This window comes from Oryzobacter faecalis (assembly GCF_046764005.1).
Lineage (GTDB): Bacteria > Actinomycetota > Actinomycetes > Actinomycetales > Dermatophilaceae > Oryzobacter > Oryzobacter faecalis.
Genome location: NZ_JBKOFW010000003.1, coordinates 417,266 through 444,239 on the forward strand (window position 1 = coordinate 417,266; position 26,974 = coordinate 444,239).

Annotated in this window: 26 protein-coding genes; 15 read left to right on the forward strand and 11 right to left on the reverse strand. The window is 74.4% G+C overall.

The window, feature by feature from the left end:
• Positions 1-55: 55 nt before the first annotated feature.
• On the forward strand, positions 56-892 hold the full coding sequence (locus tag ACK8HX_RS08675; protein ID WP_411940282.1) for a hypothetical protein: 837 nt from the start codon (positions 56-58) through the stop codon (positions 890-892).
• 114 nt (positions 893-1,006) lie between these two features.
• Here ACK8HX_RS08675 and ACK8HX_RS08680 read toward each other — a convergent pair whose 3' ends face one another.
• Positions 1,007-2,317, reverse strand: a complete 1,311-nt coding sequence (locus ACK8HX_RS08680; RefSeq protein WP_411940283.1) for an MFS transporter — start codon at positions 2,315-2,317, stop codon at positions 1,007-1,009.
• Between the two features lie 194 nt (positions 2,318-2,511).
• Between ACK8HX_RS08680 and ACK8HX_RS08685 the strand changes: the two genes are divergently transcribed.
• Both ACK8HX_RS08685 and ACK8HX_RS08690 read left to right on the forward strand, forming a co-directional pair.
• Positions 2,512-2,910, forward strand: a complete 399-nt coding sequence (locus ACK8HX_RS08685; RefSeq protein WP_411940284.1) for a cold-shock protein — start codon at positions 2,512-2,514, stop codon at positions 2,908-2,910.
• Positions 2,907-3,647, forward strand: a complete 741-nt coding sequence (locus ACK8HX_RS08690) for a DUF3027 domain-containing protein (protein WP_411940285.1) — start codon at positions 2,907-2,909, stop codon at positions 3,645-3,647. Before ACK8HX_RS08685 ends, ACK8HX_RS08690 begins: the two co-directional genes overlap by 4 nt.
• Positions 3,648-3,685: 38 nt before the next feature.
• On the opposite strand, the gene ACK8HX_RS08695 is transcribed toward ACK8HX_RS08690, so the two are convergent.
• Positions 3,686-3,985, reverse strand: a complete 300-nt coding sequence (locus tag ACK8HX_RS08695) for a DUF2530 domain-containing protein (protein WP_411940286.1) — start codon at positions 3,983-3,985, stop codon at positions 3,686-3,688.
• A gap of 173 nt (positions 3,986-4,158) precedes the next feature.
• Between ACK8HX_RS08695 and ACK8HX_RS08700 the strand changes: the two genes are divergently transcribed.
• From ACK8HX_RS08700 to ACK8HX_RS08710, 3 genes are all read left to right on the forward strand, one after another.
• A complete protein-coding gene (locus ACK8HX_RS08700; protein WP_411940287.1) occupies positions 4,159-5,658 on the forward strand; it encodes an NCS2 family permease in 1,500 nt (499 codons plus the stop codon).
• A 182-nt stretch (positions 5,659-5,840) separates the two neighbouring features.
• Positions 5,841-6,296 (forward strand): MarR family winged helix-turn-helix transcriptional regulator, encoded by a 456-nt coding sequence (locus ACK8HX_RS08705; protein WP_411940288.1) that lies wholly within the window; start codon positions 5,841-5,843, stop codon positions 6,294-6,296.
• Positions 6,293-7,591, forward strand: coding sequence for an MFS transporter (locus ACK8HX_RS08710; protein WP_411940289.1), 1,299 nt, complete (start codon positions 6,293-6,295; stop codon positions 7,589-7,591). The genes ACK8HX_RS08705 and ACK8HX_RS08710 overlap by 4 nt, the downstream gene beginning before the upstream one ends.
• 123 nt (positions 7,592-7,714) lie before the next feature.
• Here the strand turns inward: ACK8HX_RS08710 and serC are convergent, their stop codons facing one another.
• The 3 genes from serC to ACK8HX_RS08725 form a co-directional block, all read right to left on the reverse strand.
• On the reverse strand, positions 7,715-8,845 hold the full coding sequence (gene serC, locus ACK8HX_RS08715; RefSeq protein WP_411940290.1) for a phosphoserine transaminase: 1,131 nt from the start codon (positions 8,843-8,845) through the stop codon (positions 7,715-7,717).
• A 214-nt stretch (positions 8,846-9,059) separates the two neighbouring features.
• Positions 9,060-10,193 carry a citrate synthase 2 gene (locus ACK8HX_RS08720; RefSeq protein WP_411940291.1) on the reverse strand — a complete coding sequence of 378 codons (1,134 nt, stop codon included), beginning with the start codon at positions 10,191-10,193 and terminating at the stop codon, positions 9,060-9,062.
• Between the two features lie 58 nt (positions 10,194-10,251).
• Positions 10,252-11,154: an NYN domain-containing protein gene (locus tag ACK8HX_RS08725; protein WP_411940292.1), complete on the reverse strand. Its 903-nt coding sequence runs from the start codon at positions 11,152-11,154 to the stop codon at positions 10,252-10,254.
• A gap of 163 nt (positions 11,155-11,317) precedes the next feature.
• Here ACK8HX_RS08725 and ACK8HX_RS08730 point away from each other — a divergent pair, with 163 nt between their 5' ends.
• Positions 11,318-12,595: an MFS transporter gene (locus ACK8HX_RS08730; protein WP_411940340.1), complete on the forward strand. Its 1,278-nt coding sequence runs from the start codon at positions 11,318-11,320 to the stop codon at positions 12,593-12,595.
• A gap of 19 nt (positions 12,596-12,614) precedes the next feature.
• Positions 12,615-13,292, forward strand: coding sequence for a pyridoxamine 5'-phosphate oxidase (pdxH, locus tag ACK8HX_RS08735; protein WP_411940293.1), 678 nt, complete (start codon positions 12,615-12,617; stop codon positions 13,290-13,292).
• A 15-nt stretch (positions 13,293-13,307) separates the two neighbouring features.
• On the opposite strand, the gene ACK8HX_RS08740 is transcribed toward pdxH, so the two are convergent.
• Positions 13,308-14,150: an SDR family NAD(P)-dependent oxidoreductase gene (locus ACK8HX_RS08740; RefSeq protein ID WP_411940294.1), complete on the reverse strand. Its 843-nt coding sequence runs from the start codon at positions 14,148-14,150 to the stop codon at positions 13,308-13,310.
• Entirely contained in the window at positions 14,147-14,899 is a 753-nt protein-coding gene (locus tag ACK8HX_RS08745; protein ID WP_411940295.1) for a hypothetical protein, read from the reverse strand. The genes ACK8HX_RS08740 and ACK8HX_RS08745 overlap by 4 nt, the downstream gene beginning before the upstream one ends.
• A gap of 106 nt (positions 14,900-15,005) precedes the next feature.
• Here ACK8HX_RS08745 and ACK8HX_RS08750 point away from each other — a divergent pair, with 106 nt between their 5' ends.
• The 3 genes from ACK8HX_RS08750 to ACK8HX_RS08760 all read left to right on the forward strand — a co-directional run bounded on the left by ACK8HX_RS08750 (position 15,006) and on the right by ACK8HX_RS08760 (position 17,921).
• Positions 15,006-16,244, forward strand: coding sequence for an MFS transporter (locus ACK8HX_RS08750; protein WP_411940296.1), 1,239 nt, complete (start codon positions 15,006-15,008; stop codon positions 16,242-16,244).
• A 10-nt stretch (positions 16,245-16,254) separates the two neighbouring features.
• Positions 16,255-16,953 carry a metal-dependent transcriptional regulator gene (locus tag ACK8HX_RS08755; RefSeq protein WP_411940297.1) on the forward strand — a complete coding sequence of 233 codons (699 nt, stop codon included), beginning with the start codon at positions 16,255-16,257 and terminating at the stop codon, positions 16,951-16,953.
• Positions 16,954-17,156: 203 nt separating this feature from the next.
• A complete protein-coding gene (locus tag ACK8HX_RS08760; RefSeq protein WP_411940298.1) occupies positions 17,157-17,921 on the forward strand; it encodes a hypothetical protein in 765 nt (254 codons plus the stop codon).
• A gap of 61 nt (positions 17,922-17,982) precedes the next feature.
• Here the strand turns inward: ACK8HX_RS08760 and ACK8HX_RS08765 are convergent, their stop codons facing one another.
• A complete protein-coding gene (locus tag ACK8HX_RS08765; RefSeq protein ID WP_411940299.1) occupies positions 17,983-18,522 on the reverse strand; it encodes an O-acetyl-ADP-ribose deacetylase in 540 nt (179 codons plus the stop codon).
• A 154-nt stretch (positions 18,523-18,676) separates the two neighbouring features.
• Here ACK8HX_RS08765 and ACK8HX_RS08770 point away from each other — a divergent pair, with 154 nt between their 5' ends.
• Complete coding sequence (locus ACK8HX_RS08770; protein WP_411940300.1) at positions 18,677-21,742, forward strand: bifunctional diguanylate cyclase/phosphodiesterase; 3,066 nt, start codon at positions 18,677-18,679, stop codon at positions 21,740-21,742.
• Between the two features lie 28 nt (positions 21,743-21,770).
• Here ACK8HX_RS08770 and ACK8HX_RS08775 read toward each other — a convergent pair whose 3' ends face one another.
• Positions 21,771-22,583, reverse strand: a complete 813-nt coding sequence (locus ACK8HX_RS08775; protein ID WP_411940301.1) for a hypothetical protein — start codon at positions 22,581-22,583, stop codon at positions 21,771-21,773.
• A gap of 1 nt (position 22,584) precedes the next feature.
• A complete protein-coding gene (locus ACK8HX_RS08780; RefSeq protein ID WP_411940302.1) occupies positions 22,585-23,157 on the reverse strand; it encodes an RNA polymerase sigma factor in 573 nt (190 codons plus the stop codon).
• Between the two features lie 219 nt (positions 23,158-23,376).
• On the opposite strand from ACK8HX_RS08780, the gene ACK8HX_RS08785 reads away from it, so the two are divergent.
• The 3 genes from ACK8HX_RS08785 to ACK8HX_RS08795 all read left to right on the forward strand — a co-directional run bounded on the left by ACK8HX_RS08785 (position 23,377) and on the right by ACK8HX_RS08795 (position 25,347).
• Positions 23,377-23,943: an RNA polymerase sigma factor gene (locus ACK8HX_RS08785; RefSeq protein WP_411940303.1), complete on the forward strand. Its 567-nt coding sequence runs from the start codon at positions 23,377-23,379 to the stop codon at positions 23,941-23,943.
• Positions 23,930-24,658 (forward strand): anti-sigma factor, encoded by a 729-nt coding sequence (locus ACK8HX_RS08790; RefSeq protein ID WP_411940304.1) that lies wholly within the window; start codon positions 23,930-23,932, stop codon positions 24,656-24,658. The genes ACK8HX_RS08785 and ACK8HX_RS08790 overlap by 14 nt, the downstream gene beginning before the upstream one ends.
• A 107-nt stretch (positions 24,659-24,765) precedes the next feature.
• Complete coding sequence (locus tag ACK8HX_RS08795; protein WP_411940305.1) at positions 24,766-25,347, forward strand: fasciclin domain-containing protein; 582 nt, start codon at positions 24,766-24,768, stop codon at positions 25,345-25,347.
• Positions 25,348-25,404: 57 nt separating this feature from the next.
• On the opposite strand, the gene ACK8HX_RS08800 is transcribed toward ACK8HX_RS08795, so the two are convergent.
• Positions 25,405-26,778, reverse strand: a complete 1,374-nt coding sequence (locus ACK8HX_RS08800) for an esterase-like activity of phytase family protein (protein WP_411940306.1) — start codon at positions 26,776-26,778, stop codon at positions 25,405-25,407.
• Positions 26,779-26,974: the final 196 nt, after the last annotated feature.

Here is a 26,974-nt window from a genome sequence, read left to right on the forward strand (position 1 = left end):
TGTGAGTCCGGGCGCGGCCGGTGACGTGGGGTTGCTGCCGGCGGATCATGTGGGCATGAGCAACATCCCGCCTTCCCCGGGCCACGAGCCCGATGCCGGCGCCCCGTCGGAGGACACGACGGTCCTGCCCCAGCAGGCCGCGGACGCGCCGGACCCTGCGTCCGAGCAGGTCGCGGCGACCACCGAGGCCGCACGTCAGGACCCGCCCACGGCGCCGCTGCCCCCGCAGCCCGCGGCCGCCGCCGCAGCGGCCGCCGCAGCGGCCGGCGGCCCGCCCCGTGGCCCCCGCGGGTGGTGGGGTCAGGCGACCTCCACCGGCGGCGGCAGGGCCGCGCTCGTGACGGCCGGCGTCCTCGGCGCCGTCGTCGTCCTCGTCGGTGCGGCCCTCCTCGGAGCCGTCGTCGGCCGTGTCGCCGACTGGGGGCGCCACGACCGGGTCGCGCTGACCCAGGAGCGCTCCGACCGCGGCTGGATGGACGTCCCCGGGCAGCAGCGCAGGCTCGGGCAGGGCGAGAAGGGCCCGGGGCGCGGGCAGGACGAGGTCGGCCCCGGCATCCCCGGCTCCAGGAACGGCGACGGCACGGGGATGCGTGGGGGCATGGGACCGGGCCGTGGGGCGGCGGGGCTCGGCGGCGGCGTCCTCCACGGGGAGTTCACGACGACGGCGAACGGGGAGCCCACCGTCATGGTCGTCCAAACGGGGGAGGTCAGGACCTATACCTCCGGCCGATCCCTGACGCTTCGCTCGTCCGACGGCTTCGAGGCCACCTACAGTCTCGACGACTCGGTCGTCACCCCACGGGTGGCGGCTCGGCTCGTGACCGGTGCCCAGGTTCGGGTGGTTGCGGTCAAGGAGGGCATGAAGGTGACGCGGCTCGCCGTCGTCTCCTGATCATGACGGGTGCCGCCACCGCACCCGTCACCGGTCGGCGGGGTCTCGGAGCTCAGGGACCGGGGCCCCGCCGCCCTCCGTTCCCTCGCCCCTCCCCCTGTTCCCTCCCGGCCGTCAGCCGACGACGCCGTTGACGTCGGGGCTGATCCGGCGCTCGAGGGCGAGCGCGAGCACGGCGACCACGCCCAGGCAGGCGATGAGCACGGCGATGAACGCCGTGCCGAGCCGGCGGTCGAGCATCCACCCGGCGATGACGGGCGCGGTGATCGCGCCGAGCTGGAACGCCCCCGACGACACGGCGTTGAACCGGCCACGGTCGCGGTCGCTGGCGAGGTCGTTGACGATGGCGGGCACCGTGGGCTGGAGCATCGTCTCGCCGAGGCCGAAGAGCACGTGGAAGACGATGACACCGGCCGCGGCCGCGAGCGTGCCGGCCACGAGCCCGGTCGCGCCGAGCAGGGACCAGGCGAGCACCCACATCGCGACGAGCCCGAGGAAGACCCGGGTGCGCCGCTTGCCGTCGATGCGTCGCAGGACGAGGAACTGCAGCCCGACGATGACGGCGGTGTTGGCCGCGAAGGCGAACCCGATCGTGCGGGTGGACACCTCGCTGACCTGCCGGGCGAACGCGGGGAAGCCGGCCTCCATCTGGCCGTAGCCGACGAAGCTGGAGAGGAACGTCAGCAGGGTGATCCAGAGCACGGCCGGGTTGCGGAGGATCGTGAGGTAGCCGCCGCCGACGCTCGCGACGCCCCCGGCGTGCTCGGGGCGGCCGGCGACGGCGCGCAGCGGCCCGAGCAGCAGACCCACCGGGACGAGGAGGCACACCGCGTCGGCGAGGAAGATCGCCGTGAAGGTCACCGGGCGCGAGACGTCGGTGAGGAAGCCGCTGACGACGCCGCCCAGGCCGATCCCGAGGTTGACCAGCGCGAAGCTGATGCCGAAGTACTGGGTGCGCAGCCGACCCTCGACGATCGTCGCGATCATCGCGTTGAACGCCGGCCACCCGATGCCGAAGCTGACGCCGATGAGGACGAACGCGAGGACGAACTGCGGCAGCGAGGTCGCGAAGGCGAGGACCGTGGCCCCGACCGCGTGCGAGAGGTTGCCGGCGATGACGACCCGCCGGGCCCCCAGCCGGTCGACGAGGACGCCCATCGGTGCGGTGACGAGCAGGGCCACGCCCGCGATGAGCCCCATGAGGAGGCCGGCGACGTCGAGGGAGACCCCGCGCACCTCGTGGAGGTAGATGATCGTGAAGGGCAGGGTCATGCCGCGTCCGAGCGTGGAGATCGCCGTGGTCGACAGCAGCCAGCGGCCGGAGGTGGGCAGGGCCCCCCAGAACCCCCGCAGGGTCAGCCGGTGGCCGCGCCCCTCGTCGAGGGGCGGGGCGGTCGCGGTGAGGTCGTCGGTGGGCTCCGGCACGCCTCCCACCGTCCCACGCCGCACCGACACCCCTCGACGCCTTTTCGGGCACCGGTGTCCCCGGGTCGCCCGACCCACCGAACCCGGGAGCGGGCCGGGCGGTCGAGCCGTTAGCCTTGACCGGTGCACCCACCCGGGCGCACCCACCGCGCCCCCGGGCGCGACCCCCGAACGACCAGCGACAGAGGTGGACCGTGCCGACTGGCAAGGTGAAGTTCTTCGACACCGAGAAGGGCTTCGGTTTCGTGTCCGGCGACGCCGGCGAGGGTGACGTCTTCGTGCCCGCGAGCGCCCTCCCGTCGGGCGTGACCGGCCTCAAGGGCGGCCAGCGCATCGAGTTCAGCATCGCCGAGGGCCGCCGCGGCGCCCAGGCGCTGTCGGTGCGCGTCCTCGACCCCGCGCCCTCGGTCGCCGAGGGTCGTCGGGTCCGCGACCGCAAGCCCGCCGACGAGATGGTCGTCATCGTCGAGGACGTCATCAAGCTGCTCGACTCGGTGTCCGAGTCGCTGCGGCGCGGCCACTACCCCGACAAGGCGCACGGCGCCAAGGTCGCGCAGGTGCTGCGCGCCGTCGCCGGCGACCTCGAGGCATGACGGCCGCCGTCAAGACCGACCCGACCCTGCGCGCGGCCCTCGAGCTCGCGCGGGAGGCGGCCGTCGACATCGCCGAGCCCGGCACGGTCGGCGAGCACCTCGGGATGGAGATGGTCGAGGACCGCCTCGCCACGCACTACTTCACGTGCACCGCGCTGGCCTACCGCGGCTGGCGCTGGTCGGTGTCCGTGGCCCGGGTGCCGAGGTCGAAGACGGTCACGGTGTGCGAGGCCAACCTCGTCCCCGGCGAGGGCGCCCTGCTGTCGGCCGAGTGGGTCCCGTACGCCGAGCGCCTCGCGCCCGGCGACGTCGGCCCCGGCGACGTCACCCCCTTCGTCGAGGACGACCCGTTCCTCGAGCCCGGCTTCGAGGCCACCGGCGACGAGGAGGTCGACGCGGTCGCCCTCTGGGAGCTCGGCCTGGGACGTCCGCGCGTCCTGTCGGCCGAGGGCCGCGACGCCGCCGCCCAGCGCTGGTACGACGGCGAGTCCGGCCCGACGTCGGCCGTCGCGACCAAGGCACCCGCTCCGTGCTCGACGTGCGGCTACTTCCTCCCGATGGCCGGCGCCCTCCGCTCGGTCTTCGGCGTGTGCGCCAACGAGTGGTCGCCCTCCGACGCCCGGGTCGTCAGCCTCGACCACGGGTGCGGTGCGCACTCCGAGGTCGACGTCGACGCGCCCGAGCCCGAGAAGGTCTCGCCGACCATCCTCGACGACTTCGAGCTCGACCCGGCCTGACCTCCTCCCCGGCTCGGGCCTGCTCGACCAGGGGTGGGTCAGGCGCCGACGGCGTTGCCGCGGCCGCGACCCACGTACCACCAGGCGAAGGCGCCGAGGGCGATGCCGGTGACGCAGGTCCACGGCCACCACGACCGCTCACCCTCGTGGAGCGACGGGACGAGCAGGGCGAGGACGAGGGCGACCGCCCACAGGCCGGTTCCGACGGCCACGATGGTGCGGGTCGGGACGTCGACGGCCTCGGTGGGGGCCGCCTCGCCGAGCGTCGCGCCGATCCGAGCCGCCGCGGCTGCGCGCTCGTCCTCGGGCGCTCCTGCGGGGGTGGTCTCGTCGCTCACCGGGCCAGCCTACGAGGTGGGTGCCGTGGCCTCCTCACGCGTCGTGCCCGCCCCGCTCGCGGCCGCCCGGCCGGCGGCGCGCGGACGGAGGACCGGTGCTGTCGCAGGGGGCGTGCCCGCCGGGTGATGGCCCCGTCATGCGGACGAAACGCGCCCCCGTTAGGGTCCGAGCCATGTCCGATGCGACGGCCACCGACGCCACCACAGCCCGACCGACCGACGAGGGACTCCTCGAACGGTTCTTCCACATCTCCCGCCGCGGCTCCACCCTGGGCCGCGAGGTCCGCGGTGGCGTCGCCACCTTCTTCACGATGGCCTACATCGTCGTCCTCAACCCGCTGATCCTCGGCTTCGTCCAGGACGCCGACGGCCAGTACCTCGGCGGCGGCGACGCGCCGAACCTGGCCGCCATCGCGGCCGCCACGGCACTCGTCGCGGGCGTCCTGACGATCGCGATGGGGCTGTTCGCGAACTACCCGCTGGCCCTCGCGACCGGCCTGGGGCTCAACGCCTTCGTCGCGTTCGCCATCGCGACGAAGATGACGTGGGCCGACGCGATGGGGCTCGTCGTCATCGAGGGCCTGGTCATCCTCGTCCTCGTCCTCACCGGGTTCCGCGAGGCCGTCTTCCACGCCGTGCCGGCGCCGCTGAAGACCGCGATCTCGGTCGGCATCGGCCTGTTCATCGCGCTCATCGGGCTCGTCGACGCCGGGTTCGTGCGGCGCACCGGCGCCGGACCCGTCCCGGTCGAGCTCGGCATCGGCGGCCAGCTCGCCGGGTGGCCGACCCTCGTCTTCGCGCTCGGGCTCGTCCTCATCATCGCCCTGTGGGTGCGCAAGGTGAAGGGCGCCATCATCATCTCGATCCTCGCGATGACGGCCGTCGCGTTCGTCGTCGAGGCCGTGGCGAAGGTCGGCCCGACCGTGACCGGGGTCGACGCCGAGGGCAACAACATCGTCAACCCGCGCGGCTGGAACCTCTCGGTGCCCGAGTGGCCCTCGCAGCTCGACCCGATCTCGTTCGGGACGCTCGGCGAGTTCAACCTCCTCGGCTCGTTCTCGCGGGTCGGCGTCGTCGCCGCGCTGCTCCTCGTCTTCACCCTCCTGCTCGCCGACTTCTTCGACACCATGGGCACGATGACGGCGATCGGCGCCGAGGCCGGCCTCCTCGACGAGGAGGGCAACCCGCCGAACACCCGCCGCATCCTCGTCGTCGACTCGGTGGCGGCGGCCGCCGGCGGCGCCGCGGGCGTCTCGTCGAACACGTCGTACATCGAGTCGGCGTCCGGTGTCGGTGAGGGCGCACGCACCGGCCTGGCGTCGGTCGTCACCGGACTGCTCTTCCTCGTGTCGATCGCGGTGACGCCGCTCGTCCACGTCATCCCCAACGAGGCCGCGGTGCCCGCACTCGTCCTCGTGGGGTTCCTCATGATGCAGCAGGTCAAGGCGATCGCCTGGGACGACCTCGAGATCGCGATCCCGGCCTTCCTCACGATCATCCTCATGCCGTTCACCTACTCGATCTCGGTCGGGATCGGTGCGGGCTTCATCGCCTATGTCGTGATCAAGCTCGTCAAGGGCAAGGCCCGCGAGGTGCACCCGATGATGGCCGTCGTGGCGGCGCTGTTCGTCCTCTACTTCTTCATCGCCCCGCTCACCGAGCTCGTGTCCTGACCTCCCGCCGGCGGCCCCGCTGCCGGCCGACCACCACCGAACCTCCGTCGTGGCGCCCGATATCGGGCGCCCCGGCGGAGGTTCGCTGGCGTTCGGGGAGGTTGACACGTGTGGAATAGTTAGCAGAGGTAATGAGTTCTGCTAACGAACCACCTCCACCGCGTGCCACGAGGAGCGTCGCCATGGCCGACACGACCACCACGAACCGCCCCTCGATGACGCGCAGCCAGAAGGACCGGCTCACGAGCGACCTCCGCACCGCGTGCATGCGCATCTCGCGCCGGGTCCGGTACGAGGCGGGTGCCAACGTCGCGCCGCACCAGTTCTCCGTGCTCGTGCGCCTCGAGGACGGCCCGCGCACGCCCAAGGAGCTCGCCGGGATCGAGAAGGTCAGCGCCCCGAGCATGACCCGCACGGTGAACGGGCTCGTCGAGCTCGGCCTCGTCGCCCGCGCCGACGACCCCACCGACGGTCGCCAGGTCATCCTGTCGCTGACCCCCGAGGGCCGCGCGACCGTCAAGGACACCCGGCGCCGCCGCGACCAGTGGTTCGCCGCGCGCCTCGAGACGCTGACCGACGACGAGCGGGCCCTCCTCGCCGAGGCGACGGCCCTGCTCGAACGGGTGGCTGCCGAGTGAGCCCGACCTTCACCTCGCTCGAGGTCCGCAACTACCGCCTGTGGGCGGCCGGCGCGCTCGTCTCGAACATCGGCACGTGGATGGGACGCGTCGGCCAGGACTGGCTCGTCCTCACCGTGCTGACCGCCGGGTCGGCGACGGCGCTCGGCGTCGTCACGGGCCTGCAGTTCCTGCCCTTCCTCCTCCTCGCCCCCTGGGCGGGGCTCATCGCCGACCGCTTCCCGAAGCGCCGCACCCTCCTCGCGACCCAGTCGATGCTCGCCGTGTCGAGCCTGCTCCTCGGCGTCCTCGCCGTCACCGGGGTGGCGCAGCTGTGGCACGTCTACGTCATCGCGCTCCTCCAGGGCGTGACGACGGCCATCGACAACCCGGCCCGCCAGGCGTTCGTCTCCGAGATGGTCCCCGACGACAAGCTGGCCAACGCGGTCTCGCTGAACTCGGCGTCGTTCAACCTCGGCCGGCTCATCGGACCGGGCGCGGCGGGGCTCGTCATCGCGTGGTGGGGTACCGGGGAGGCCCTGCTCCTCAACACCGTGACGTTCGTCTTCGTCATCGCGGCCCTGCTGCGGCTCAAGGGCTCCGAGCTCCGACCCGCGCCGCTCGCCCGGGGTCGCGGCGGGATCCGCGACGGGTTCCGGTACGTCCGGCGGCGCGGCGACCTCCAGCTCGTCATGCTCCTCGTCTTCGTGCTCGGGACGTTCGGGATGAACTTCCAGATCACGATGGCGCTCATGGCGACCAAGGTCTTCGACAAGGGCGCGGGGGAGTTCGGGCTGCTCGGCTCGGTCATGGCCGTCGGGTCGCTCACCGCGGCGCTGCTGAGTGCCCGGCGCAAGCGCCCGCGCCTGCGGGTGCTCCTGCTGGCCCTCGTGGGCTTCACCGTCGCCGCGGCCCTCGCGGCCTCCGCGCCGACGTTCTGGTGGTTCGCGGTGGCCCTCGTGCCCGTCGGCCTCACCGCACTGACGGCCCTGACCACCGCGAACGCGATGGTCCAGACCCGCGTCGTGCCGGAGATGCGTGGGCGCGTCATGGCGCTCTACATGGCGATCTTCATGGGCGGCACGCCCGCGGGGGCGCCGCTCATCGGATGGATCTCGGAGACCTTCGGGCCGCGCTGGACCATCGGCATCGGGGCGGTCGCCGTGGGCGTCACCCTCGTCGGGGTGTCGGTGTGGCTGGGCCGGTCGCAGAATGTCCGGGTGAGCTACGAGTCGCAGCGCCGGCCCCGGGTCCAGGTCGACGCCCTTCCCCCGGTCGAGCGCGCCACCCACCCCGTGCCGGAGCCGGCCCGATGACGCCGCTCTTCCGGCGCCGGATGACCCTCGGCGTCCTCGGGGTGCTCGTGGGCGTCGCGATCCTCTACGCGCTCACCCGCTGAGGCGCGGTACACCGACGGGCCGAGCGGCGACCCGGCGGTGTCAGCCGAGCCGTTCGACGACGTACTCGACCGACGCGATGAGCCGGCTGACGTCGTCGGGCTCGACGGCGGGGAAGCAGGCGACCCGCAGCTGGTTGCGGCCGAGCTTGCGGTAGGGCTCGACGTCGACGACCCCGTTGGCGCGCAACGTCTTCGCGATGGCGGAGGCGTCGACGGCGTCGTCGAAGTCGATCGTCGCGACGACCTGCGAGCGGTGCGCGGGGTCGGTGACGTACGGCGTCGCGTACTCGCTCGCCTCGGCCCACGCGTACAGGCGGCCGGACGAGTCGGCCGTCCGGGCGGTGGCCCAGTCGAGGCCGCCGTTGCCGTTGAGCCACTGCACCTGGTTCGCGAGCATCGCCAGCGTCGCGACCGCCGGGGTGTTGTAGGTCTGGTTGAGGCGGGAATTGTCGATGGCGGTCGGCAGGCTGAAGAAGTCGGGCACCCAGCGGCCCGACGCCGTGACCTCCTCGACGCGCGCGAGGGCGGCCGGGGAGAACAGGGCCAGCCAGAGCCCGCCGTCCGAGGCGAAGGACTTCTGCGGGGCGAAGTAGTACACGTCGGCCTGCGACACGTCGACCGGGAGGCCGCCCGCACCGGAGGTGGCGTCGACGAGGACGAGCGCGTCGTCATCGGCACCGTCCACCCGCCGCACCGGGGCCATGACCCCGGTGCTCGTCTCGTTGTGCGCCCAGGCGTAGACGTCGACGCCGGCCTCGGCCTCCGGGGTGGGCAGGGTGCCGGGGTCGCTCGCGATGACGGTGGGCTCGCCGAGGAAGGGCGCCTTCCTCGTCACGGAGGCGAACTTGCTCGAGAACTCACCGAAGGTGAGGTGCTGTGCGCGGTCGCGGACCAGCCCGAAGGCGGCGACGTCCCAGAAGGCGGTCGCGCCACCGTTGCCGAGGACGACCTCGTAGCCCTCGGGGAGGGAGAAGAACTCGGCGAGGCCCTCGCGGACCTCCCTGACGAGGTTCTTCACCGGCGCCTGCCGGTGCGAGGTGCCGAGGACGGTGCGGCCGATCGCGGAGAGGGCCTCGACCTGCTCCGGGCGGACCTTGCTCGGGCCGGAGCCGAAGCGCCCGTCGGCGGGCAGCAGGTCGGCGGGGACGGTGATCTGGGCGGGGTCGCTCACGAGGGTCTCCGGAGTCGGTGGCGGTGTCGTGGGGGCGCCTGGCGGCGGCTCCCGGGGGGCCCGGGCGCGGCATCGTCGGCACGCCCGTGGCCGCCACCCATCCTCACCCACCCTGACCGCATGGCGGACGTGAGGTCCACCACGTGGAACCCGGCGGCCGGGGCCGCGCGAGGGGCCGTGGCCGCGGCCGTGGCCCCGCGAGGAGCCGGGGCCGTTAGCGGTTCGGGTCGAACCCCGCGACGTCCTCGATGGGGCGTCCGGCCGGCCCGACGTAGCGAGAGCTCGGCCGGATGAGGCGACCGGTGCGCTTCTGCTCGAGGATGTGCGCCGACCAGCCGGCCGTGCGGGCGCAGGCGAACAGGGGCGTCATCATGTCGCCGGGGACGTCGGCGAAGTCGAGGAGGACGGCCGCCCAGTAGTCGACGTTGGTCTCCATCCGGCGCTCGGGGTGGCGCTCGGCGAGCTCGGCGATGGCCGCCTTCTCCAGCTCGAGGGCGACCTCGTAGCGGGGGGCGCCGAGCCGCCGGCAGGTCTCGCGCAGGACGGCGGCGCGCGGGTCGTAGGCGCGGTACACCCGGTGCCCGAATCCCATGAGCCGCTCCTTGCGGTCGAGGGTCTCGCGCACGTAGCGGCGGGCGTCGCCCATCTGCTCGACGCCCTCGATCATGTGCTGCGCGCGGCTCGGCGCCCCGCCGTGGAGCGGGCCGGACAGCGCGCCGATGGCGCCCGAGAGGCAGGCCGCGACGTCGGCGCCGGTGGAGGCGATGACGCGGGCCGTGAACGTCGAGGCGTTGACCCCGTGCTCGGCCGCGGAGATGAAGTAGGCGTCGATCGCCTCGACGTGCTTGGGGTCGGGCTCGCCGCGCCAGCGGATCATGAACCGCTCGGCGATGGTGCGGCCCTTGTCGACCTCGCTCTGGGGGACCATCGGGGTCGCCTGGCCGTGCGCCGACTGGCCGATGAACGAGATCGCCATGACGGACGCGCGGGCGAGGTTGTCGCGGGCCTCGGTGTCGCCGATGTCGAGGAGCGGCTTGAAGCCCCACACCGGGGCGAGCTGCGCGAGGGCCGACTGGACGTCGACGCGGATGTCGCCGGTGTGGACCGGCAGCGGGAACGGCTCGGCCGGGGGCAGGCCTGGGTCGAGCTCGTTGTCGACGAGCAGGCCCCACACCTGGCCGAAGGAGACCCGGCCGACGAGGTCGTTGATGTCGACGCCCCGGTAGCGCAGCGCGCCGCCCTCCTTGTCGGGCTCGGCGATCTCGGACTCGAAGGCGATGACGCCCTCGAGGCCGGGTCGGAAGTCGGGGTCGTCGACCGTGGTCGTGGTCGCTGCCGTGCTCGTCATGGGGTCTCCGCTCGTTGCTCGGCGCCGGTGTCGGGCGCGCCCATTGTGCACGCAGACGTCATTCGTTCCCACCGTTCGTCCCGGTGACCGGCGTCCCACCGGCGGTGCGCGTGTCGCGAACACGCATGTCAGGGGTGCCGGCGTCTCGGACCTCGAACAGCTCGGTGGCCTCGAGGAGCTTGCTGAGCCGCGCGTAGCCGTAGTTGCGCGAGTCGAAGCTCGACTGGTTCGAGATGCGCTGGCCGACCGTGCCGATGCGGGCCCAGCCACTGTCGTCGGCGGCGCTCTCGACGGCCCGGCGCAGGAGGGCGACGAGCTTGGCGTCGCCGCGCAGCTGGGCCCGCGTGGCCCGGCCCGGGGCGGACGGCGGGGACGCGGGCGCGGACGCCGCGGCGGGTGCGGTGGTCCTGGCCGCGGAGGCCTTCCTCGTCGACGCCTTCTTCGCGGTGGCCTTGGCCGTGCGCGAGGCCGGGGCGGTGGTGGGCGCCGGCTCGGGGTCCTCGCCCGGGTCCGCCTGGCCCGACGGTGAGGTGAGGCGGTCGAGGACGAGGAAGCGCGTGCACGCGCTCTGGAACGGCGCGGGCGTCTTCGCGTCACCGAACCCGTAGACCGCCACCCCGTGCTCGCGCAGGTGCATGACGAGCGGGGTGAAGTCGGCGTCGGAGGACACGAGCGCGAAGGCCTCGGGGCGCTGCGTGTGGAGGATCTCGACGGCGTCGACCGCGAGGGCGATGTCGCTGGCGTTCTTCCCCTTCGAGGGGTCGAACTGCTGCACCGGGCGAATCGCGTTGTCGTGCAGCACCTCCTGCCACGACTTCAGGCCCGACTTCGTCCAGTTCCCGTAGGCCCGACGGATGCTCGTCTCGCCGAAGGCCGACAGCTCGCTGAGGATGACGTCGATGCGTGCCGCCCGGGCGTTGTCGGCGTCGATGAGCAGCGCGATCCGCGCAGGGGTGTCCATGGTCGGGACCCTACGCCGACGGCGGCGCCCAACCGTCGCCCCTCCCGCCACCCCCGTCGTCGCGACCTACCGCCTGGTACGCGTCGTGATCACAGCACTGACCAGGCGGTAGGTCGCGCTGGAGGGCGGGCGGGGGTGGGGCGTCGGGCATGATCGCCGGGTGCTGCGCTCCCACCTCCCGGACCTCACGCCGCTGCGGGAGAGCGCCGAGTACCGCCGCCTCTTCACCGGGTTCACCCTGTCCAACATCGGCTCGCAGCTGGCCGTCGTCACGATCGGCCTCCAGGTCTACGACCTCACCCGCTCCACGGCTGCGGTCGGTCTCGTCGGGCTGTTCGCCCTCGTGCCGCTCGTCGTCATGGGGCTCTACGGCGGCTCGCTCTCGGACCACCACGACCGGCGCCGCGTCGCCCTCGGCGCCAACCTCGTCGCGTGGGGCACCTCGATCGCCTGCGCCCTCCAGGCCTGGGCCGGCAACACCGAGGTGTGGCTGCTCTACGTGCTCGTGGCGGTGTGGAACGGGGCGTTCGGGGTCAGCTCGCCGGCGCGCACGAGCATCTACCCCCGGATCCTGCCGCGCGCGCAGCTGCCGGCCGCCAACGCCCTGGGCGTCCTCGCGATGTCGACGGCGATGATGGCCGGTCCGCTGCTCGCGGGCGTCCTCGTCGACCAGGGCGGGTTCCGGGCCGCCTACACCGTCGACGTCGCGGTGACGATGGCCGCCCTGTGGGGGCTGGCGCGGCTGCGTCCGCTTCCGCCCGAGCCCCACGGGGAGGGCGGGGCCGGTCGGGCCGGGTTCGGCTCCGTCGTCGACGGGTTCCGCTTCCTGGGCACCGCCCCGAACGTGCGGATGACGTTCGTCGCCGACATCGCGGCCATGCTGCTCGCACAGCCGCGCGTCATCTTCCCGGCCGCCGGGGCGGTCATCCTCGGGGGCGGGGCGAGCACCGTCGGGGCGCTCTACGCGGCCGCTGCGGCGGGGGCCGTGCTCGCGACCCTGCTGTCCGGCCGGCTCGGGGCGGTCCGCCGGCAGGGCCTGGCCATCCTCGTGAGCATCGTCGGGTGGGGCCTCGGCATCGTGGGCCTCGGTGCCGCGCTGCTCGGCGCGGGAGGGTGGCTGACCCGGGAGCAGGCGTTCTGGGGTGCACTCGCCGCGATGGCGTTCGCCGGCGGGTCGGACGCGGTGAGCGCGGTGTTCCGGACGACGATCCTGCAGACCGCGGCCCCGGACCGGATGCGCGGGCGGCTCCAGGGGGTGTTCATCGTCGTCGTCGCGGGTGGCCCCCGGGTCGGCGAGCTCGTCGGCGGTGCGGTCGCCGAGCGGATCGGCGAGGGCTGGATGGCCGTGTGGGGCGGGCTCGCGTGCGTCCTCGCCGTCCTGCTCCTCGGGCTGAGGCACCGCGGGTTCGTCCGCTACGACGCCCGGCACCCGACCCCCTGACCCGGCCTACGATCGGGCCATGGGCGAGGCGCGGGTCGACTACGACGGTGAGGGCATCTGCGAGGACGGGCTGCTCCCCACCCCGCTCGCCCAGGCGCGGGCCTGGCTCGACGCGGCGGTCGAGCGCGCGGCGTCCTCCGGCGACGTCCCCGAACCCACGGCGGTGTCGGTGGCGACGGTCGACGCCGGCGGGCTGCCCAACGTGCGCACCGTCCTCCTGCGGGTGCTCGACGAGCGGGGCGTCGGCTTCTACACCGGGCTGACGTCGACGAAGGGGCGCGAGCTCGCAGCGCACCCCGCGGCGGCGGTGTCGCTGACGTGGCCCTCCATGTACCGGGCGGTGCGGTTCCGCGGGCCGGTGTCCGAGCTCGGCCGAGAGGAGGTCGCGGCCTACTTCCGCTCGCGGCCCTGGGGGTCGCGGATCTCGGCGTGGACCTCGCGCCAGTCCGAGCCGGTGGGGTCGCGGGCCGAGCTCGAGGCCGAGTACGAGCGGCTCGCGGCGCGCTGGCCCGACACCGGCTCGGCCGACGACGTCCCGGTGCCCGACGCGTGGGGCGGCTACCTCGTCACGCCCGACGAGGTCGAGTTCTGGGGAGGTCGGCGCAACCGGCTCCACGACCGGCTCGTGTTCACCCGGGTCGGGCCCGGGGGGATGGACGAGGCCTCGGCCTGGGCGGTCTCGCGTCGCCAGCCCTGAGGACGCCCGCTCCGCTCAGGTGCGGTGGACCTTGTGGGCGGCCGCCTGCGCCCGCGGCTTGACGACGAGGAGGTCGACGTTGACGTGGGCCGGACGCGTGGCCATCCAGACGATGGCGTCGGCCACGTCCTCGGCGACCAGGGGCCCCGGGACGCCCTCGTAGACCCGGTCGGCGCGCTCGCGGTCGCCGTCGAAGCGGGTCAGGGAGAACTCGTCGGTGCGGACCATCCCCGGCGCCACGAGGGTGACGCGGACCGGCTGGTCGAACAGCTCGAGGCGCAGCGTCTCGGTCATGACGTGCACCCCGTGCTTGGCGGCCGTGTAGCCCGCGCCGCCCTCGTAGGCGGTGAAGCCCGCGACCGAGCCGACGTTGACGACGACGCCCTCGCCGTCGGCCGCGACCAGCGCGGGGAGCACGGCCTTGGTGACCCGCAGCGTGCCGAGCACGTTGCTGTCGTACATCCGCTGCCACAGGTCGACGTCGGCCTCGGCGACCGGCTCGAGGCCGAGGGCGCCGCCGGCGTTGTTGACGAGGACGTGGACGCGCGGCCCGGCCGCAGCCGCGAGGCGGGCGACGTCGGCGTCGGACGTGACGTCGCAGGCGACGGCGACTCCGTCGACCTCGTCGGCGAGCGCCTGTACCCGGTCTGCCCGACGGGCCGCGCAGACGACCCGGAAGCCGTGGTCGGCGAGGAGGCGTGCCGTGGCCGCACCGATGCCGCTGCTCGCGCCGGTGACGACGGCGGTGCGGCGCTCGTCGCGGACGCCCTCGAGCCACGGCCCGCCGGTCGCGACGAGGTGTGCGGAGGCGGCGCCGGTGGGCGTGAGGTCGTCGGTGGGCGGGACGGCGTCGGTCATGCGGTCTCCCTCGTCTCCCGGGGCCGGACGGTGGCGGGGTCGACGGCGACCCACGTCGCCTCGGCCCGCGCCAGCACCGTGCCCGATGGCGACAGGAGGACGCTGCCCGAGTGGTGGCGCCGCCCCTGCGACCCACGCTGCCACGCGAGGACGACGTGGGGCTCACCCGTCTCGGGGAGCGCGTGGAGACGGGCCGTCATCGTGCCGAGGACCATCGGCCGCCCGGCGATGCCCGCCGACCAGCCGCCCGGACAGTCGAGGGCGGCCCAGACGAGGGGCACCTCGGGGTCCTCCCCCGGGGTCCACGTCGTGGCGTACCGGCCGGACCCGTCGGCGAGGGGCCCCGGGCGCAGGCACAGGCCGTCCCCGGGGGTACGGGCGGTGCCGCAGGAGAAGCACGTGGGGAACGGGTGGTCCGCGAGGCCCTCGTACCGGTCCTCGGCCGCCCGGGCCTCCTCGAGGGTGGGGGCGGGCGGGAGCGGCTCGGTGAGGTCTGCGGCGGGGGTGGCCGTGGCGACGAGGTGGCCGCGGTCGAGGAGGCGGACGGTGACCACGGGCCCGCCCTCGCCCGGGGTGATCTCGGTGTCGAGGACCATCGGTCGGTCGAGCGGCGGGGGTGCGGACAGGCGCACCGTGACGGCCGGGCGGTCGGCGGTCGTGGGGACGGTGCGCGCGACGGCGCCGCTCACCCAGCCGCCGTTGCCGGACTCCGGGGGGCCGCAGTACCGGCTGGGGATCGTCAGCTCCATCCGGCCAACCTACCGACGGCGACCGACGCGGCGGTCTCGTCCTCCACAGGGGACGGACGGGATATCTTGACGTCAAGATAAAGCACGGCACCGAGAGGGAGGGGCGATGGCGCAGGACTTCTCGCTGCGGCGGATCGCCGTCCCGGCGTTCGGGCCCTCCGCGATCTGGGCGGTCGGTGCGGGCGCGGTCCTGCCGGTCGTCGCCCTCAGCGCCCGCGACCTCGGCGCCTCCGTCGGGCTCGCCGCCCTCTTCGTCGGCCTCTCGACCCTCTCGGAGTTCGTCTCGGCCGTCCCGGCCGGCGTCCTCGTCGAACGGCTGGGGGAGCGGCGCGCCCTCGTCCTCGCCGGCGCCGCCGACGCCGCCGCCTGCCTCGTCGCCCTGGTCGCCCCGAATCTCTGGGTCCTCGGCCTGGCGGTCGTCCTCACCGGACCGAGCGGCGCCGTGTTCCTCCTGGCGCGGCAGTCCTACCTCACCGCCGCCGCGCCCGTGCACCTGCGCGCCCGCGCGATGTCGACCCTCGGCGGGGTCACCCGGGCCGGCATGTTCCTCGGCCCGCTCGTCGGGGCGCCCGTCATCGCGTACGGGGGACCGCAGGCGGCCTTCGGCGTGGCCGTCGTCGCCGGCGCCCTCGCGGCGGCCCTCGCCGGGCGGGCCCGCGACCTCGGCCCGGCCGGCCACCCGACCGACGTCCCACCGGAGCGCCTGCGGGTCACCGAGGTCGCGCGCCGCCACCGCAGGGTCCTGCTGACCGTCGGCCTGGGCGTGCTCGGGCTGGGGCTCGCGCGGTCGGCCCGCGTCGTCGTCGTGCCCCTCTGGGCGGAGCACATCGGGCTGTCGCCGGCCCAGACCTCCCTCGTCTTCGCGGCCGCCGCCCTCGTCGAGGTCGTCCTCTTCTGGCCGGCCGGCACCGTCATGGACCGGCACGGGCGGGTGTGGGTCGCGGTCCCCGTCGCGGTGACGATCGGGCTCGCCCTCGTCCTCCTCCCACTGACGACGACGGTCGTCGGGGTGGCGGCCCTCACCCTGCTCATGGGGGTGGGCAACGGGCTGGGGTCGGGGATCGTCATGACCCTCGGCGCCGACGCAGCGCCTGCCGTCGGGCGCGCGCCGTTCCTCGGGCTGTGGCGGCTCGTGTCGCTCGTCGGGCACAACGGCGCCAGCCTCGTCGTCGGCGCGGTGGCGGCGCTGACGACGATCGGGGCGGCGAGCGTCTCGGTGGGCGTGCTCGCGCTCGCGGGCGGGGCGTGGCTGTGGCGCTGGCTCCCCGAGTACGACCCCCGCCGCCGGACCCCTCCGCCCGGTCCTGCCGGACCGTCAGCGCCCGGTGTCGCCGGGCCCCCGTAGGCTGACCGCTGTGACGGACCTCATCGACACCACGGAGATGTACCTCCGCACCATCTTCGAGCTCGAGGAGGAGGGCATCACGCCCCTGCGCGCCCGCATCGCCGAGCGCCTCGGCCACTCCGGCCCCACCGTCTCGCAGACGATCGGCCGCATGGAGCGCGACGGCCTCGTCCACGTCGCCGGCGACCGGCACCTCGAGCTCTCCGACGAAGGCCGCCTCCTCGCGACGCGGGTCATGCGCAAGCACCGCATCGCCGAGCGGCTGCTCGTCGACGTCATCGGGCTCGAGTGGGAGTACGTCCACGACGAGGCGTGCCGCTGGGAGCACGTCATGTCCGAGCGGGTCGAGCGCAAGATCCTCGCGATCCTCCCGGACCACGCCCTCTCCCCGTACGGCAACCCCATCCCCGGGCTCGAGGAGCTCGGCGACCTCGGCGAGCGCATCGACTTCCGCCAGGGGCTGAACACCCTCGACGAGGTCGCGGGCGAGGAGGCCGTCACCGTCGTCGTGCGCCGCATCGGCGAGCCGGTCCAGGTCGACTCCGAGGCCCTCGCCCTGCTCACCGCCGCCGGGCTGCTGCCCGGCCAGCCGGCCCGCGTGCGGCGCGACGGCGCGCGCGTCGTCGCGTTCCGCGACGGCGCCGAGGAGTCCTCGGGCGTCTCGCTGCCGGGCGAGGTCGCCTCGCACGTGTTCGTCCAGGCGACCTGAGTCACACCCTCGACGAGCCTGAGAGCGACCTCAGCGCGGATGGATCGGCGCATCGTCGCAGGTCAGATGGGGTTCGGCGGGTGGCCGGCCGTTGTCGGACCGTTCACCCGTCAACGACTCGCCGTTACCGGAATGTGACGTAGGGCCCCCCGGTGGCCTACGGTGGGTCGCGATCAGTACCCGCCCCGGAAGGCAAGTCCCCCGTGTCACGTCATCGTGCCCCCGGTCGGCGCCGCGCCCATGGTGCAGTTCGTCGTCTCCCGGACGGTTTCCCGCGCCTCAGTGCGTCGTGGGCCGTCAAGTCCGTCGCCAGCATCGGCGTCGTCGGCGGTGCCGCCGCCGCCCTGGCCCTCCCCGTGGGGGCCGAGCCCGGCGCCGCGGCGCTGAGCCTGCCCACCGCCACGACGAGTGCCGTCGAGGGCCGCGCCGCCGATGTCGCGTCGCGCTCCGCCGCCCGCTCGGCGCCCGAGCCGGCCGTCTCCGCCCCCGCGGAGGCCGCGCCCGCCGCCCCCGAGACCGTCGGTGTCACCGGCCTGAAGGCCGTCGCCAAGCCCACGCCGAAGCCGCAGGCCCGCTCGACCGCGTCGAAGAGCCCCTCCGGCGGCGGCGACACGTCGTACGTCAAGGTGTCGGGCATCGCCGCGAAGTGCTCGGGCATCGGCCTGACGACGACCGCCAAGGTCCTCTGCACGGCCGTCGAGAACAAGTACGGCATTCCCTCGATCGGCGGCTACCGCCCGAACGCCGGGGAGCACAGCACCGGCCAGGCCATCGACTTCATGATCGGCAGCAGCTCCGAGGGCGACGCCGTCGCCGCGTTCGTGCAGGCCAACTACTCGCGCTACAACGTCAAGTACATCATCTGGCAGCAGCGCTACTGGGCGCCCGGCGAGGGCTGGAGCATGATGGAGGACCGCGGCTCGCCCACGGCGAACCACATGGACCACGTCCACGTCACGGTCAACTGACCGCGCGCAGCACGACCACGAACGGGCCCGTCACCGCACCGGTGACGGGCCCGTCGTCGACTCAGGGGAGCCGGTCGGCCAGCTCGGCGTCGAACGCGTGGAGCAGGTCCTCGGAGAACAGGACGAACCGCACGAGGTCCAGGCCCGGGGCGGCCGCGGTGTCAGCGCGCACCGCGGCGACGGCCACCGCGGCCACCTCGGTGCCGATCCACCCGTAGACACCGGCGCTCACCGCGGGGAAGGCCACCGACCGCGCCCCGACCGCCCGCGCGACCGCGAGGCTGCGGGTGAAGCAGGAGGCGAGGAGAGCGGGCTCGGTCTGCCCGCGGTGCCGGTTCGGCCCGACCGTGTGGATGACGAAGCGCGCCCGCAGCGCGCCCGCACCCGTCGCCACGGCCTCGCCGACGGGGAGCCCGCCCGGGAGGGTCGTCCGGCGCAGCTCGCGGCACTCCTCGAGCAGGGCGGGTCCCGCGGCGGCGTGGATGGCCCCGTCGACGCCCCCGCCGCCGAGCAGCGAGGAGTTCGCCGCGTTGACGACGGCGTCGACCTCCTGCGTCGTGATGTCGCCGCGCACCGCCTCGATGACCGTCGTCCCCGTCATCCCCGCAGCCTAGGCCCGGCTGACGAGGTCCCACCGGTCCCACGGATCCCACCCGGTCCCACCCGTTCGGGTCACGCGCGGACGGTTCGCAACCCATACTGGTGAGCGCGCAGGGGAGTCCGTGGTCCCGAGTCCGAGAGGCGAGAGAACACCCGTGACCGGGAGAACGGTGACGTTCGCGGCGGCCTACGCGCTCGCCATCTACGTAGGGCGGCTCACCGTGCTGCCCGAGACCGGGCTGGCCCTGTTCTGGCCGGCGGCCGGTGTCGGCGCCACGTGGGCCCTGTTCGCCATGCGCCGCGCCGAGGTGGGCCTCGTCGCCGTCCTCGTGTGGGTCGAGGCGACCATCGGCCTCGCGCTCACCGGCATCGAGTGGTCCCCGGCGCTCGTCATCGGGGTCGCCAACGTCGTCGCGGCGGTCGGGACCCGGCTCGTGTGCGCGTGGCTCTGCGCGTCCTCGCCCACCGGCAACCTCGCGTGGGACGGCGGCGGGACCCCGCCGCCGCTGCGCCGCCTCGGCGACGTCGTCCGCTTCCTCGCCGCGACGATGTGCGCCATCGTCGTCAGCGCCGGCCTCGGCATGCTCGGCCTCGTGGTCGGCGGCACGGCGGTGACCGGGCAGACCGCGCTCGGGTGGGCGCTGCGCAACCTCGCGGCCGTCGTCGTCATCGCCGGCACCGGTCTGGCGCTGCGCGGCGCGCGCGACATGGTGACCCGGCGCCCCCTCCTGGAGTTCGCCGTCGTCCTCCTCGTCACCCTGGGCGTCCTCTGGCTCGTCTTCGGGCCGGGCCGCGCCGCGTCGCTGTCCTTCCTCCCGCTCGCCGTCCTCGTCTGGGGCGGGCTGCGGCTCCCGGTGCCGCTCGCCGCGCTCCAGGGCGCCGGCACCGCGGTGGTGACGCTCGTCCTCGTGCTCGCCACCCCCGGCGGGCCGTTCGGCGACGTCGGCGACATCGCGGGGCAGGCCCTGACGCTCCAGGCGTTCATGATGCTCGCGACCGTGCTGACGCTCGTGCTCTCGACGACGCAGTGGGAGCGGGACCGCCTCGTCTCGGACGTCGCCGCCGCCGGGCGTCGGGCCCGCCGGCAGGCCGAGGACCTGCGCGTCATCACCGAGACCATCCCCGACGCGCTCATCGTCATGGACCACGACGGCTCGGTCCTGCTCCACAACCACGCCGCCCGCCGCTGGCTCGCGGTGACCGAGCACGGTCCGGACGGACAGCTCGACGCCGAGGCCGTCCCGCCGCGGCGCCGACTCGACGGCGCCCTCCTCGCCGAGGACGAGCGGCCCTCGCGCCGTGCCCTCGACGGCGAGAACGTCCGCGGCCTCGTCCTCGAGGCCGAGGACCTCGAGAGCGGCCAGCTGCGCCTCGTGTCCGTCGACGCCTCGCCCCTGCTCGACAGCGCCTCCGACGTCCCCGACCGGGCCCTGCTCGTCCTGCGCGACGTCACCGACGAGCACCGCCGCCTCGACGACGTCGAGGCCGCCCACGCCCGCACCGAGCGCCTCATCGCCGACGCGCCGCACGGGGTCGCCGTCCTCGACATGCGCGGTGTCGTCCTCCAGGTCAACGACTCGCTCGCCGCGATCACCGGCCGTCCGGTGGACGACCTCGTCGGCTGCAGCTTCGACGACCTCGCCCCGGAGAACCGGGAGGAGGTCGCCCTCCACCTCCAGCGCGCCGTCTCGACGCCGGGCTCACGGGTCATGGGGGAGTGGACGATCCCGGGGCCCGGGCGCGACGACGTCCACGTCTCCCTGACCAGCCGCGTCATCTCCTCCCAGGACGGCAGCGAGGAGGTCATCCTCGTCAACGTCGTCGACCTGTCCGAGCGGCGCCGGTACGAGCAGCGGCTCGCCCACCTCGCCGACCACGACGTCCTCACCGGCCTCCCCAACCGGCGCCGCTTCGACGAGGCGCTCGAGGAGCACCTGGCCCGGTGTGCCCGGGTCGGGCCCCACGGTGCGCTGCTCCTGCTCGACCTCGACCACTTCAAGGAGGTCAACGACACCCGCGGCCACGACGCCGGCGACGAGCTCATCGTGTCGACGGCCACGGTGCTGCGCGGGTCGCTGCGCGAGACCGACCTCGTCGCACGCCTCGGCGGTGACGAGTTCGCCGTCCTCCTGCGGGAGGCGGACCGGGAGGCTGCCGAGCAGGTTGCCGCCGCCGTCGTCGAGCGGATCCGGGCCAACAGCCGCACCCTGGAGGGCGTCAACCGCCGCGTCACCGCCAGCGTCGGCGTCGTGACCTTCGCGGGGGCCGCCGAGCGGGCCGAGGACGTCCTCGCCCTCGCCGACATGCTCATGTACGACGCGAAGGAGGCCGGCCGCGACGGGTTCGCGAGCCTGGACGACAGCACGTCGAACCTGCCGCGATCCGGGGCCCGGATGCAGTGGAAGGCCCGGATCGAGGCGGCCCTGGAGAACGACCTCTTCGAGCTGTACCTCCAACCCCTGCTCCACCTCGACAGCGGCAGGGTCACCGGGGCCGAGGCGCTGCTGCGGCTCGTCGACCGCGACGACCCGGTCGCGCCCGGCGCCTTCATCAGCGTCGCCGAGCGCACCGGCCTCGCACCGGCCATCGACGAGTGGGTGGCCCGTCACGCCGTCGAGATGCTCGGACGCCTGCTGCGCATCGACCCCGAGCTGCACCTCGGCATCAACCTGTCGGCGCACTCGATCGGCGACGCGACGGTCGCCCGCACCATCGAGGACGCCCTGCGCGCCCACGACGTCAACCCGCGCCGCCTCGTCGTCGAGGTCACCGAGACCGCCGCCGTCTCCGACGTCGCCGCCGCACGGCGGTTCGCCGAGCCGCTGCGGGCCCTCGGCGTCGAGTTCGCCCTCGACGACTTCGGCGCGGGGTACGGGTCGTTCTACTACCTCAAGCACCTCAGCTTCGACTCGATCAAGATCGACGGCGAGTTCGTCAAGGGCGCGCACGACTCCGCGGTCGACCGCGCCATCCTGCGCTCCGTCATCGGCATCGCCCGCGCGCTCGGGAAGCGCACCGTCGCCGAGTTCGTCATGGACGAGGGCGCGCTGAGCGTCGTGCGCGAGCTGGGGGTGGACTTCGCCCAGGGCTTCCTCATCGGCGAACCCGTGCCGTTCGAGCGGTTCGTCTCGACCCACCTCGTCGGCGACCGCGGCCTCTGGCTCGGTCTGCCTCAGGTCGAGGACGACGGCCGGCCCCGCCCGGCCCTCACGGGCAGCTGACCCCGGCGGTGGGGCGCCGGCCCGGCCGTCAGGGCGACGGCGAGGGTGAGGGCGACGCGGACGGCGACGTGGTCGGCGACGCGCTGGGCGAGGGCTTCACGGGCTTCGACGGCTTCGGCGACGGCGTGCCGGGCGGCGTGGTCCTGGGCCCCGGGGTCCTGCCGTCCTCGTGGTCCTTGTCGTTCTTGTCGTCCTTGTCGTCCTTGCGGCCCTTGTCGTGCTTCGCGTCCATGTCGTCCTTCTCCTGACCTCGCCCCTGGCCCTGGCCGGGGTGCGGGACGGCGGCGCAGTACGCCTCGATGCGGCCCGACCCGCCCGCCGCCTCCGCGAGGTTGCGCATGGGCGGGGTGTCGAGGGCGGCGGCGTCGCCCCCCTCGCGGTGGTTCGCCCACGCGCGGCACAGGCCGTGGGCCGCGGGTCCGGTCGCGTCCGGTCCCGTTCGCTGACCGACCGTCGTCGGCGTGCCGGAGGGCGTCGCGGCGGGGGTGACCGACGACGGTGCGGTTCCGGTGGGCGACAGGCCGAGGGCGAGGACGACGGCGGTCGCGGCGAGGCCGGCGGCGACCCCGGCGGCCGCGGCGGCCGCCCTCGTCGTGAGGAGTCCGGTGAGCACCGATGGCCTCCTGGCGCCGTGGCCGACGGTCTGTCGCCCGCCGACGGTGCGGCGGTAGGCGGCGAGCGGCCGCTCCAGGCCGTCGAGCTCGTGCGAGCTCGGGTCGGCCGTGAGCGCCGCGACCAGCTCGTCGAGGACGGGGTCGTCCTCGACGGGCGCGGCGTCGAAGCCGGCGGCACCGTCCTCTCGAGTCCGCCGCCGAAGACCGGGCCATCGCGCAGCTGTCACGTCAGGGAAGCGTCGCCGCGTCGCGATCCGTTACACCCCGCTGCCCGAGCAGCGCGCGCAGCCGGAGCAGGCCCCGGTGGTGGGCGACCCGGACCGCACCGGGTGTGCGGCCGACGACCCGCGCCACGTCCTCGACCGGGAGGCCCGCCACGACGCGCAGGACGACGACCTCGGCCTGGAGCGGGCTGAGCCGGGCGACGAGGTCGAGGGCCGCGCCGGTGTCCAGGCGCCGCTGCACCACCTCGGCCGGGTCGGGGGGCGCACTCGTGGCGACCTGACGACGCCACGAGTCCTCGCGCGCCGCGGAGCGGGTCCGGCGGCGCCCGGAGTCGACGGCGCGGCGCCGAGCCATCGTGAACACCCAAGCGCGCCACGCCGTCTCGTCGCCGTTGAAGCGACGCAGACCCTCGACCACGGTGACCCAGGTGTCCCCCGCCACGTCGTCCGACGGTTCGCCGCCGAGCCGGAGGTAGCGCAGCAGTGCCGGGTTGAGGTCTCGCCACAGCGCGGCGAAGGCGCGCTCGTCGCCGCCCTTCGCGCGCTCGAGCACGGTGGCGAACTCGTCGCCGATCACAGGCCGAGTATGCGAGGGCGGAGGGCCCCCTGTCCCGGGGTCGTCGCACTTCGGCGGCCACAGGTGCATCCGCGCAGCCGTCCGGAGCGGAAAGCAGGTCGGGTGGTCGCCTCCGGGGCGGCCGCACGAGAGAGAGGAACCCGCATGGCTTGCCGCATCCTCGTCCTGCGTCCCTTCGGCCCCTGAAGGATGGCGTCGGGCTCGCCTAGGGTGGAGGGCGTGACCACCGAGGACCTCGAGGTCGACCTCGCCGACCTCGCGGCGAGGCTGCGCGACGGCGAACCGGACGCCCTCGCAGAGGCCTACGACCGGTGGGCCCCGCTCGTCCACACCCTCGCCCTGCGTTCGCTCGGCAGCCACCACGACGCCGAGGACGTGACGCAGCAGGTGTTCGTCTCGGCCTGGCGCAGCCGGTCCACCCTGCGCCCGGACCGCGGGTCGGTCCCCGGGTGGCTGGTGGGCATCGCCCGGCACCGCATCGCCGACACGTGGGCGCAGCGGGCGCGGGCGGCCCGGGACGCCGGGGCGCTCGCTGCGCACGCCGTCGTCCAGGACCACCCGCCCCCCGACGAGCGGCTGGCGGTCCGGTTGCTCCTCGCCGACGAGCTCGAGCGGCTGGGGGACCCGCGGGCCACGGTCATCCGGATGGCCTTCGTCGACGAACTCACCCACGAGGAGATCGCGGCCAGGCTCGGCCTGCCGCTCGGAACCGTCAAGAGCCACGTGCGACGCGGCCTGGTGCAGATGAGGACGCGAATGGAGGAGGTGCACGGTGAGCCATCCTGATGCCGACCTGCTCGCCGGCCTGGCGCTCGGCGAGCCGGTGGCCGACGAGGTGCGCGCGCACGTCGCCGGGTGCCTGCCGTGCCGTGCCGAGGTCGAGGCCCTGGCCGAGGCCGCAGGGTTGCTGCGCACCCCGGTCCCGGAACTCGTCGCACCGCCGCCGGACCTGCGCGGGCGCGTGCTCACCGCGGCGCTCGCCGAGCCGCTGCCCGAGGTGGCGGCGCCACTGCCGGCGTTCGGGAGAAGGCCGTCGAGCAAGCGATCCGGCTCTGCCCGGGGGCGGTTCGGGGCCGGCTGGCTCGTGGCCGCGGCGGCAGCGGGCGTTCTCGTCGGGGGCCTCGGGGTGACCGCCCTGGACCGGGAGCCACCGGCCTCGGATCCGGTCGTGCTGGCGCGGGCCGACCTCGCGACCCTCGACAGCGGGACCACCGCGGGCTCGGCCGACCTCGTCCGGAAGGGCTCGAGCACCGACCTCGCAGTCCACGCCGAGGCGCTCGGCGCGGGCGACGGGTACCTCGAGGTGTGGCTCATCAACCGCGACCTCGCGCGCATGGTGTCGATCGGGGTCCTCGAGCCGGGCCGGTCCGAGCAGTCCTTCGCGGTGCCGGCCGAGCTCGTCGAGCAGGGCTACGTCATCGTCGACATCTCGCGCGAGCCGTTCGACGACGACGCACGGCACTCCGGCGACAGCCTGGCCCGCGGGACGCTCCCGGTCTGACCGGCGGGTCCCGCGGGCCAGGTCACGGATCGGCAACGGGTGCATCCGCGGACCGGGGACCGGCGGAACACGGGGTGTCAGTCGAACCCCCCGAAAGGACCAGTCCCATGCGTCGTACCGTCCCCGCCGTGGCCGCCCTCTCGCTGGCGCTGACCCTCGCCGCGTGCGGCGGTGGCTCCACGGACACCGAGAGCCCCGCCGCCTCGACCAGCTCGGCCCCGCCCACGACCGCCTCGCCGTCGCCGTCGGAGACCGCGACGGCCCAGGACATCGTCGACACCGCCGTCGGTGCCGGGAGCTTCACGACGCTCGCGGCGGCCCTCGAGGCGGCCGAGCTCGTCGAGACCCTCAAGGGCGCCGGGCCGTTCACGGTCTTCGCCCCCACCGACGACGCCTTCGCGGCGCTGCCCGAGGGGACCGTCGACACCCTGCTCAAGGACCCGAAGGGCGACCTCACCGCGATCCTCACCTACCACGTGGTTCCGGGGAAGGTCCTGGCCGCCGACGTCGTGGGCCTCGACGGGCAGAAGGTCAAGACCGTGCAGGGTGCCGAGCTGACGGTCGGGGTCGAGGGCGACAAGGTCACCCTCACCGACGCCGCGGGCGGCACGGTGAACGTCACCCAGACCGATGTCGAGGCGAGCAACGGCGTCATCCACGTCATCGACGGGGTGCTCATGCCGACGTGACCGACGGTCCCCGACGGGGGGCGACGCACCCTGAGGCGTCGCCCCCGCCGGCCGGCCTCAGGGGGCGCCGCTCGGCAGCAGGGAGGGCGCGACGTCGAGGGCGCGCGGCAGCCGGATCTCCAGGTACTCGTTGACGTCCGGCTCGGTGGCCGACCTCCCGCCCGCCGCCGGGAAGTTGTTGTCGTTCATCACGGCGATCGTCCGCCGGTCGACGACCTCGACGTCCTCGATCGTCACGTACGGGAAGGTGAAGGGGTCCCCGAAGCCGCCGAGGTGCTGGGGGTTCGGGAGCGCCATGAGGTCGACGAGCAGCTCCTTGTGGACCACGCCCTCGGCGTCGACGCGGTCGAGGTCGACGAGGTAGACGCGCTTCGTGCGGGCCGCGGCGCCCTGGTTGTTGTCCCGCTCGATGACGAGGCCCTGGTGGTCGTTGACGAGGGCGAAGTCGCCGATGGCGTTGGCGGCGTCCTCCATCCGGTAGTGGACCCACGTCGGCGCGAAGGTGGCAACGCCGCTCGTCCGGACGGTGTAGATGCGCAGGTCGCGGTCCCGGCCGGCGGCGCGGTCCTCGGCGACGGTGCCCTCGAGCATCGGGTGGAGGGTGCCCAGGTCCGGGGCGACCGCCATCCCCTCGAACCCCTTGGAGCCGGCGAGGTTCGGTGTGGCTGAACCGAGCTCGGGATTCGAGGGGGAGCGAACCCCGGGCGTCGGTACGGGGGCCTCGAGGAGGCGGCCGGTGGCGTCGGTGTGCAGCAGGTAGGGGCCGAACTCGTCGCCGAACCAGTAGGTGCCGTCCGCGGCGAGCTGCATCGACTCGATGTCGAAGTCCCAGCCGGTGAGGAGGCGGTCCGGCGTCGGGCAGGAGTAGCCGGCCGGGAGGGAGGTCGCCGACGCGCAGGCGCCGTCGCGCCAGATCGGCCAGGGGACCCTGCGGTCGGGGTCGGAGAGGCGCAGCGGTGTGCCGAGGTAGGCGGTGGCCTCGGTGCGCCCGGCGCGGGGGTCGGCCGCAGTCGGGAGGTCGGCGGCGTTCGGGCGGATGCGGTGGACCGCGAGGAGGAAGTCGGCGCTGTTCGCCTTCGCCCCGAACCCGTTGTCGCTCATGACGAGGAAGGAGCCGTCGGCGAGCCGGTGGGTCGCCGAGAAGCCCTGGACCGGCTGGCCCGGGTACGGGGCCGGGATCGCCGCGTTTCCGGTCGTCCACGCGCCCGAGGGCTCGCTGCCCGGGACGTACGTGGCGGCGGGCAACGTCGAGTGGGCGACGAGGCGGGCCTTCGCCGCGTCGAGGTCACCGGCGCGCTCGGCCGTCGGCGACGCGAGGGCAGGAGGCGTGGTGGCGGCGAGCGCCGTCGTGATGAGCGCGGTGGCGGCGAGCGCGGACGCCGGCGTCAGCACGGCGGCGGGCAGGACCCGCTGCGGTCGGGGTCCGGGCACGGTGGGTCTCCTCGGTCAGGGGTCCGGTGGCCCCAGCCAACGCGAGCCCTCGACGGCGTGGGTGAAACCGAGGTGACGATCGGGCGGACGTCCGGGAAACGTCGCGGCACCCGGACCGGCCATGGCAGCGGGGCCGGTGCAGGGTGGTGCCTCCACCACCGGCTGATGGCCCGATCGAGTCATCTTTGGCCGGATC

Bases quoted from the DNA above. Each gene is read 5' to 3' on its own strand.
- ACK8HX_RS08720 (WP_411940291.1), bottom strand. From the start codon at position 10,193: ATGACGAGCACGGCAGCGACCACGACCACGGTCGACGACCCCGACTTC.
- ACK8HX_RS08700 (WP_411940287.1), top strand. From the start codon at position 4,159: ATGTCCGATGCGACGGCCACCGACGCCACCACAGCCCGACCGACCGAC.
- ACK8HX_RS08745 (WP_411940295.1), bottom strand. From the start codon at position 14,899: ATGGAGCTGACGATCCCCAGCCGGTACTGCGGCCCCCCGGAGTCCGGC.
- ACK8HX_RS08740 (WP_411940294.1), bottom strand. From the start codon at position 14,150: ATGACCGACGCCGTCCCGCCCACCGACGACCTCACGCCCACCGGCGCC.
- ACK8HX_RS08765 (WP_411940299.1), bottom strand. From the start codon at position 18,522: ATGACGGGGACGACGGTCATCGAGGCGGTGCGCGGCGACATCACGACG.
- ACK8HX_RS08750 (WP_411940296.1), top strand. From the start codon at position 15,006: ATGGCGCAGGACTTCTCGCTGCGGCGGATCGCCGTCCCGGCGTTCGGG.
- ACK8HX_RS08795 (WP_411940305.1), top strand. From the start codon at position 24,766: ATGCGTCGTACCGTCCCCGCCGTGGCCGCCCTCTCGCTGGCGCTGACC.
- ACK8HX_RS08705 (WP_411940288.1), top strand. From the start codon at position 5,841: ATGGCCGACACGACCACCACGAACCGCCCCTCGATGACGCGCAGCCAG.
- ACK8HX_RS08725 (WP_411940292.1), bottom strand. From the start codon at position 11,154: ATGGACACCCCTGCGCGGATCGCGCTGCTCATCGACGCCGACAACGCC.
- ACK8HX_RS08675 (WP_411940282.1), top strand. From the start codon at position 56: ATGAGCAACATCCCGCCTTCCCCGGGCCACGAGCCCGATGCCGGCGCC.
- ACK8HX_RS08690 (WP_411940285.1), top strand. From the start codon at position 2,907: ATGACGGCCGCCGTCAAGACCGACCCGACCCTGCGCGCGGCCCTCGAG.
- pdxH (WP_411940293.1), top strand. From the start codon at position 12,615: ATGGGCGAGGCGCGGGTCGACTACGACGGTGAGGGCATCTGCGAGGAC.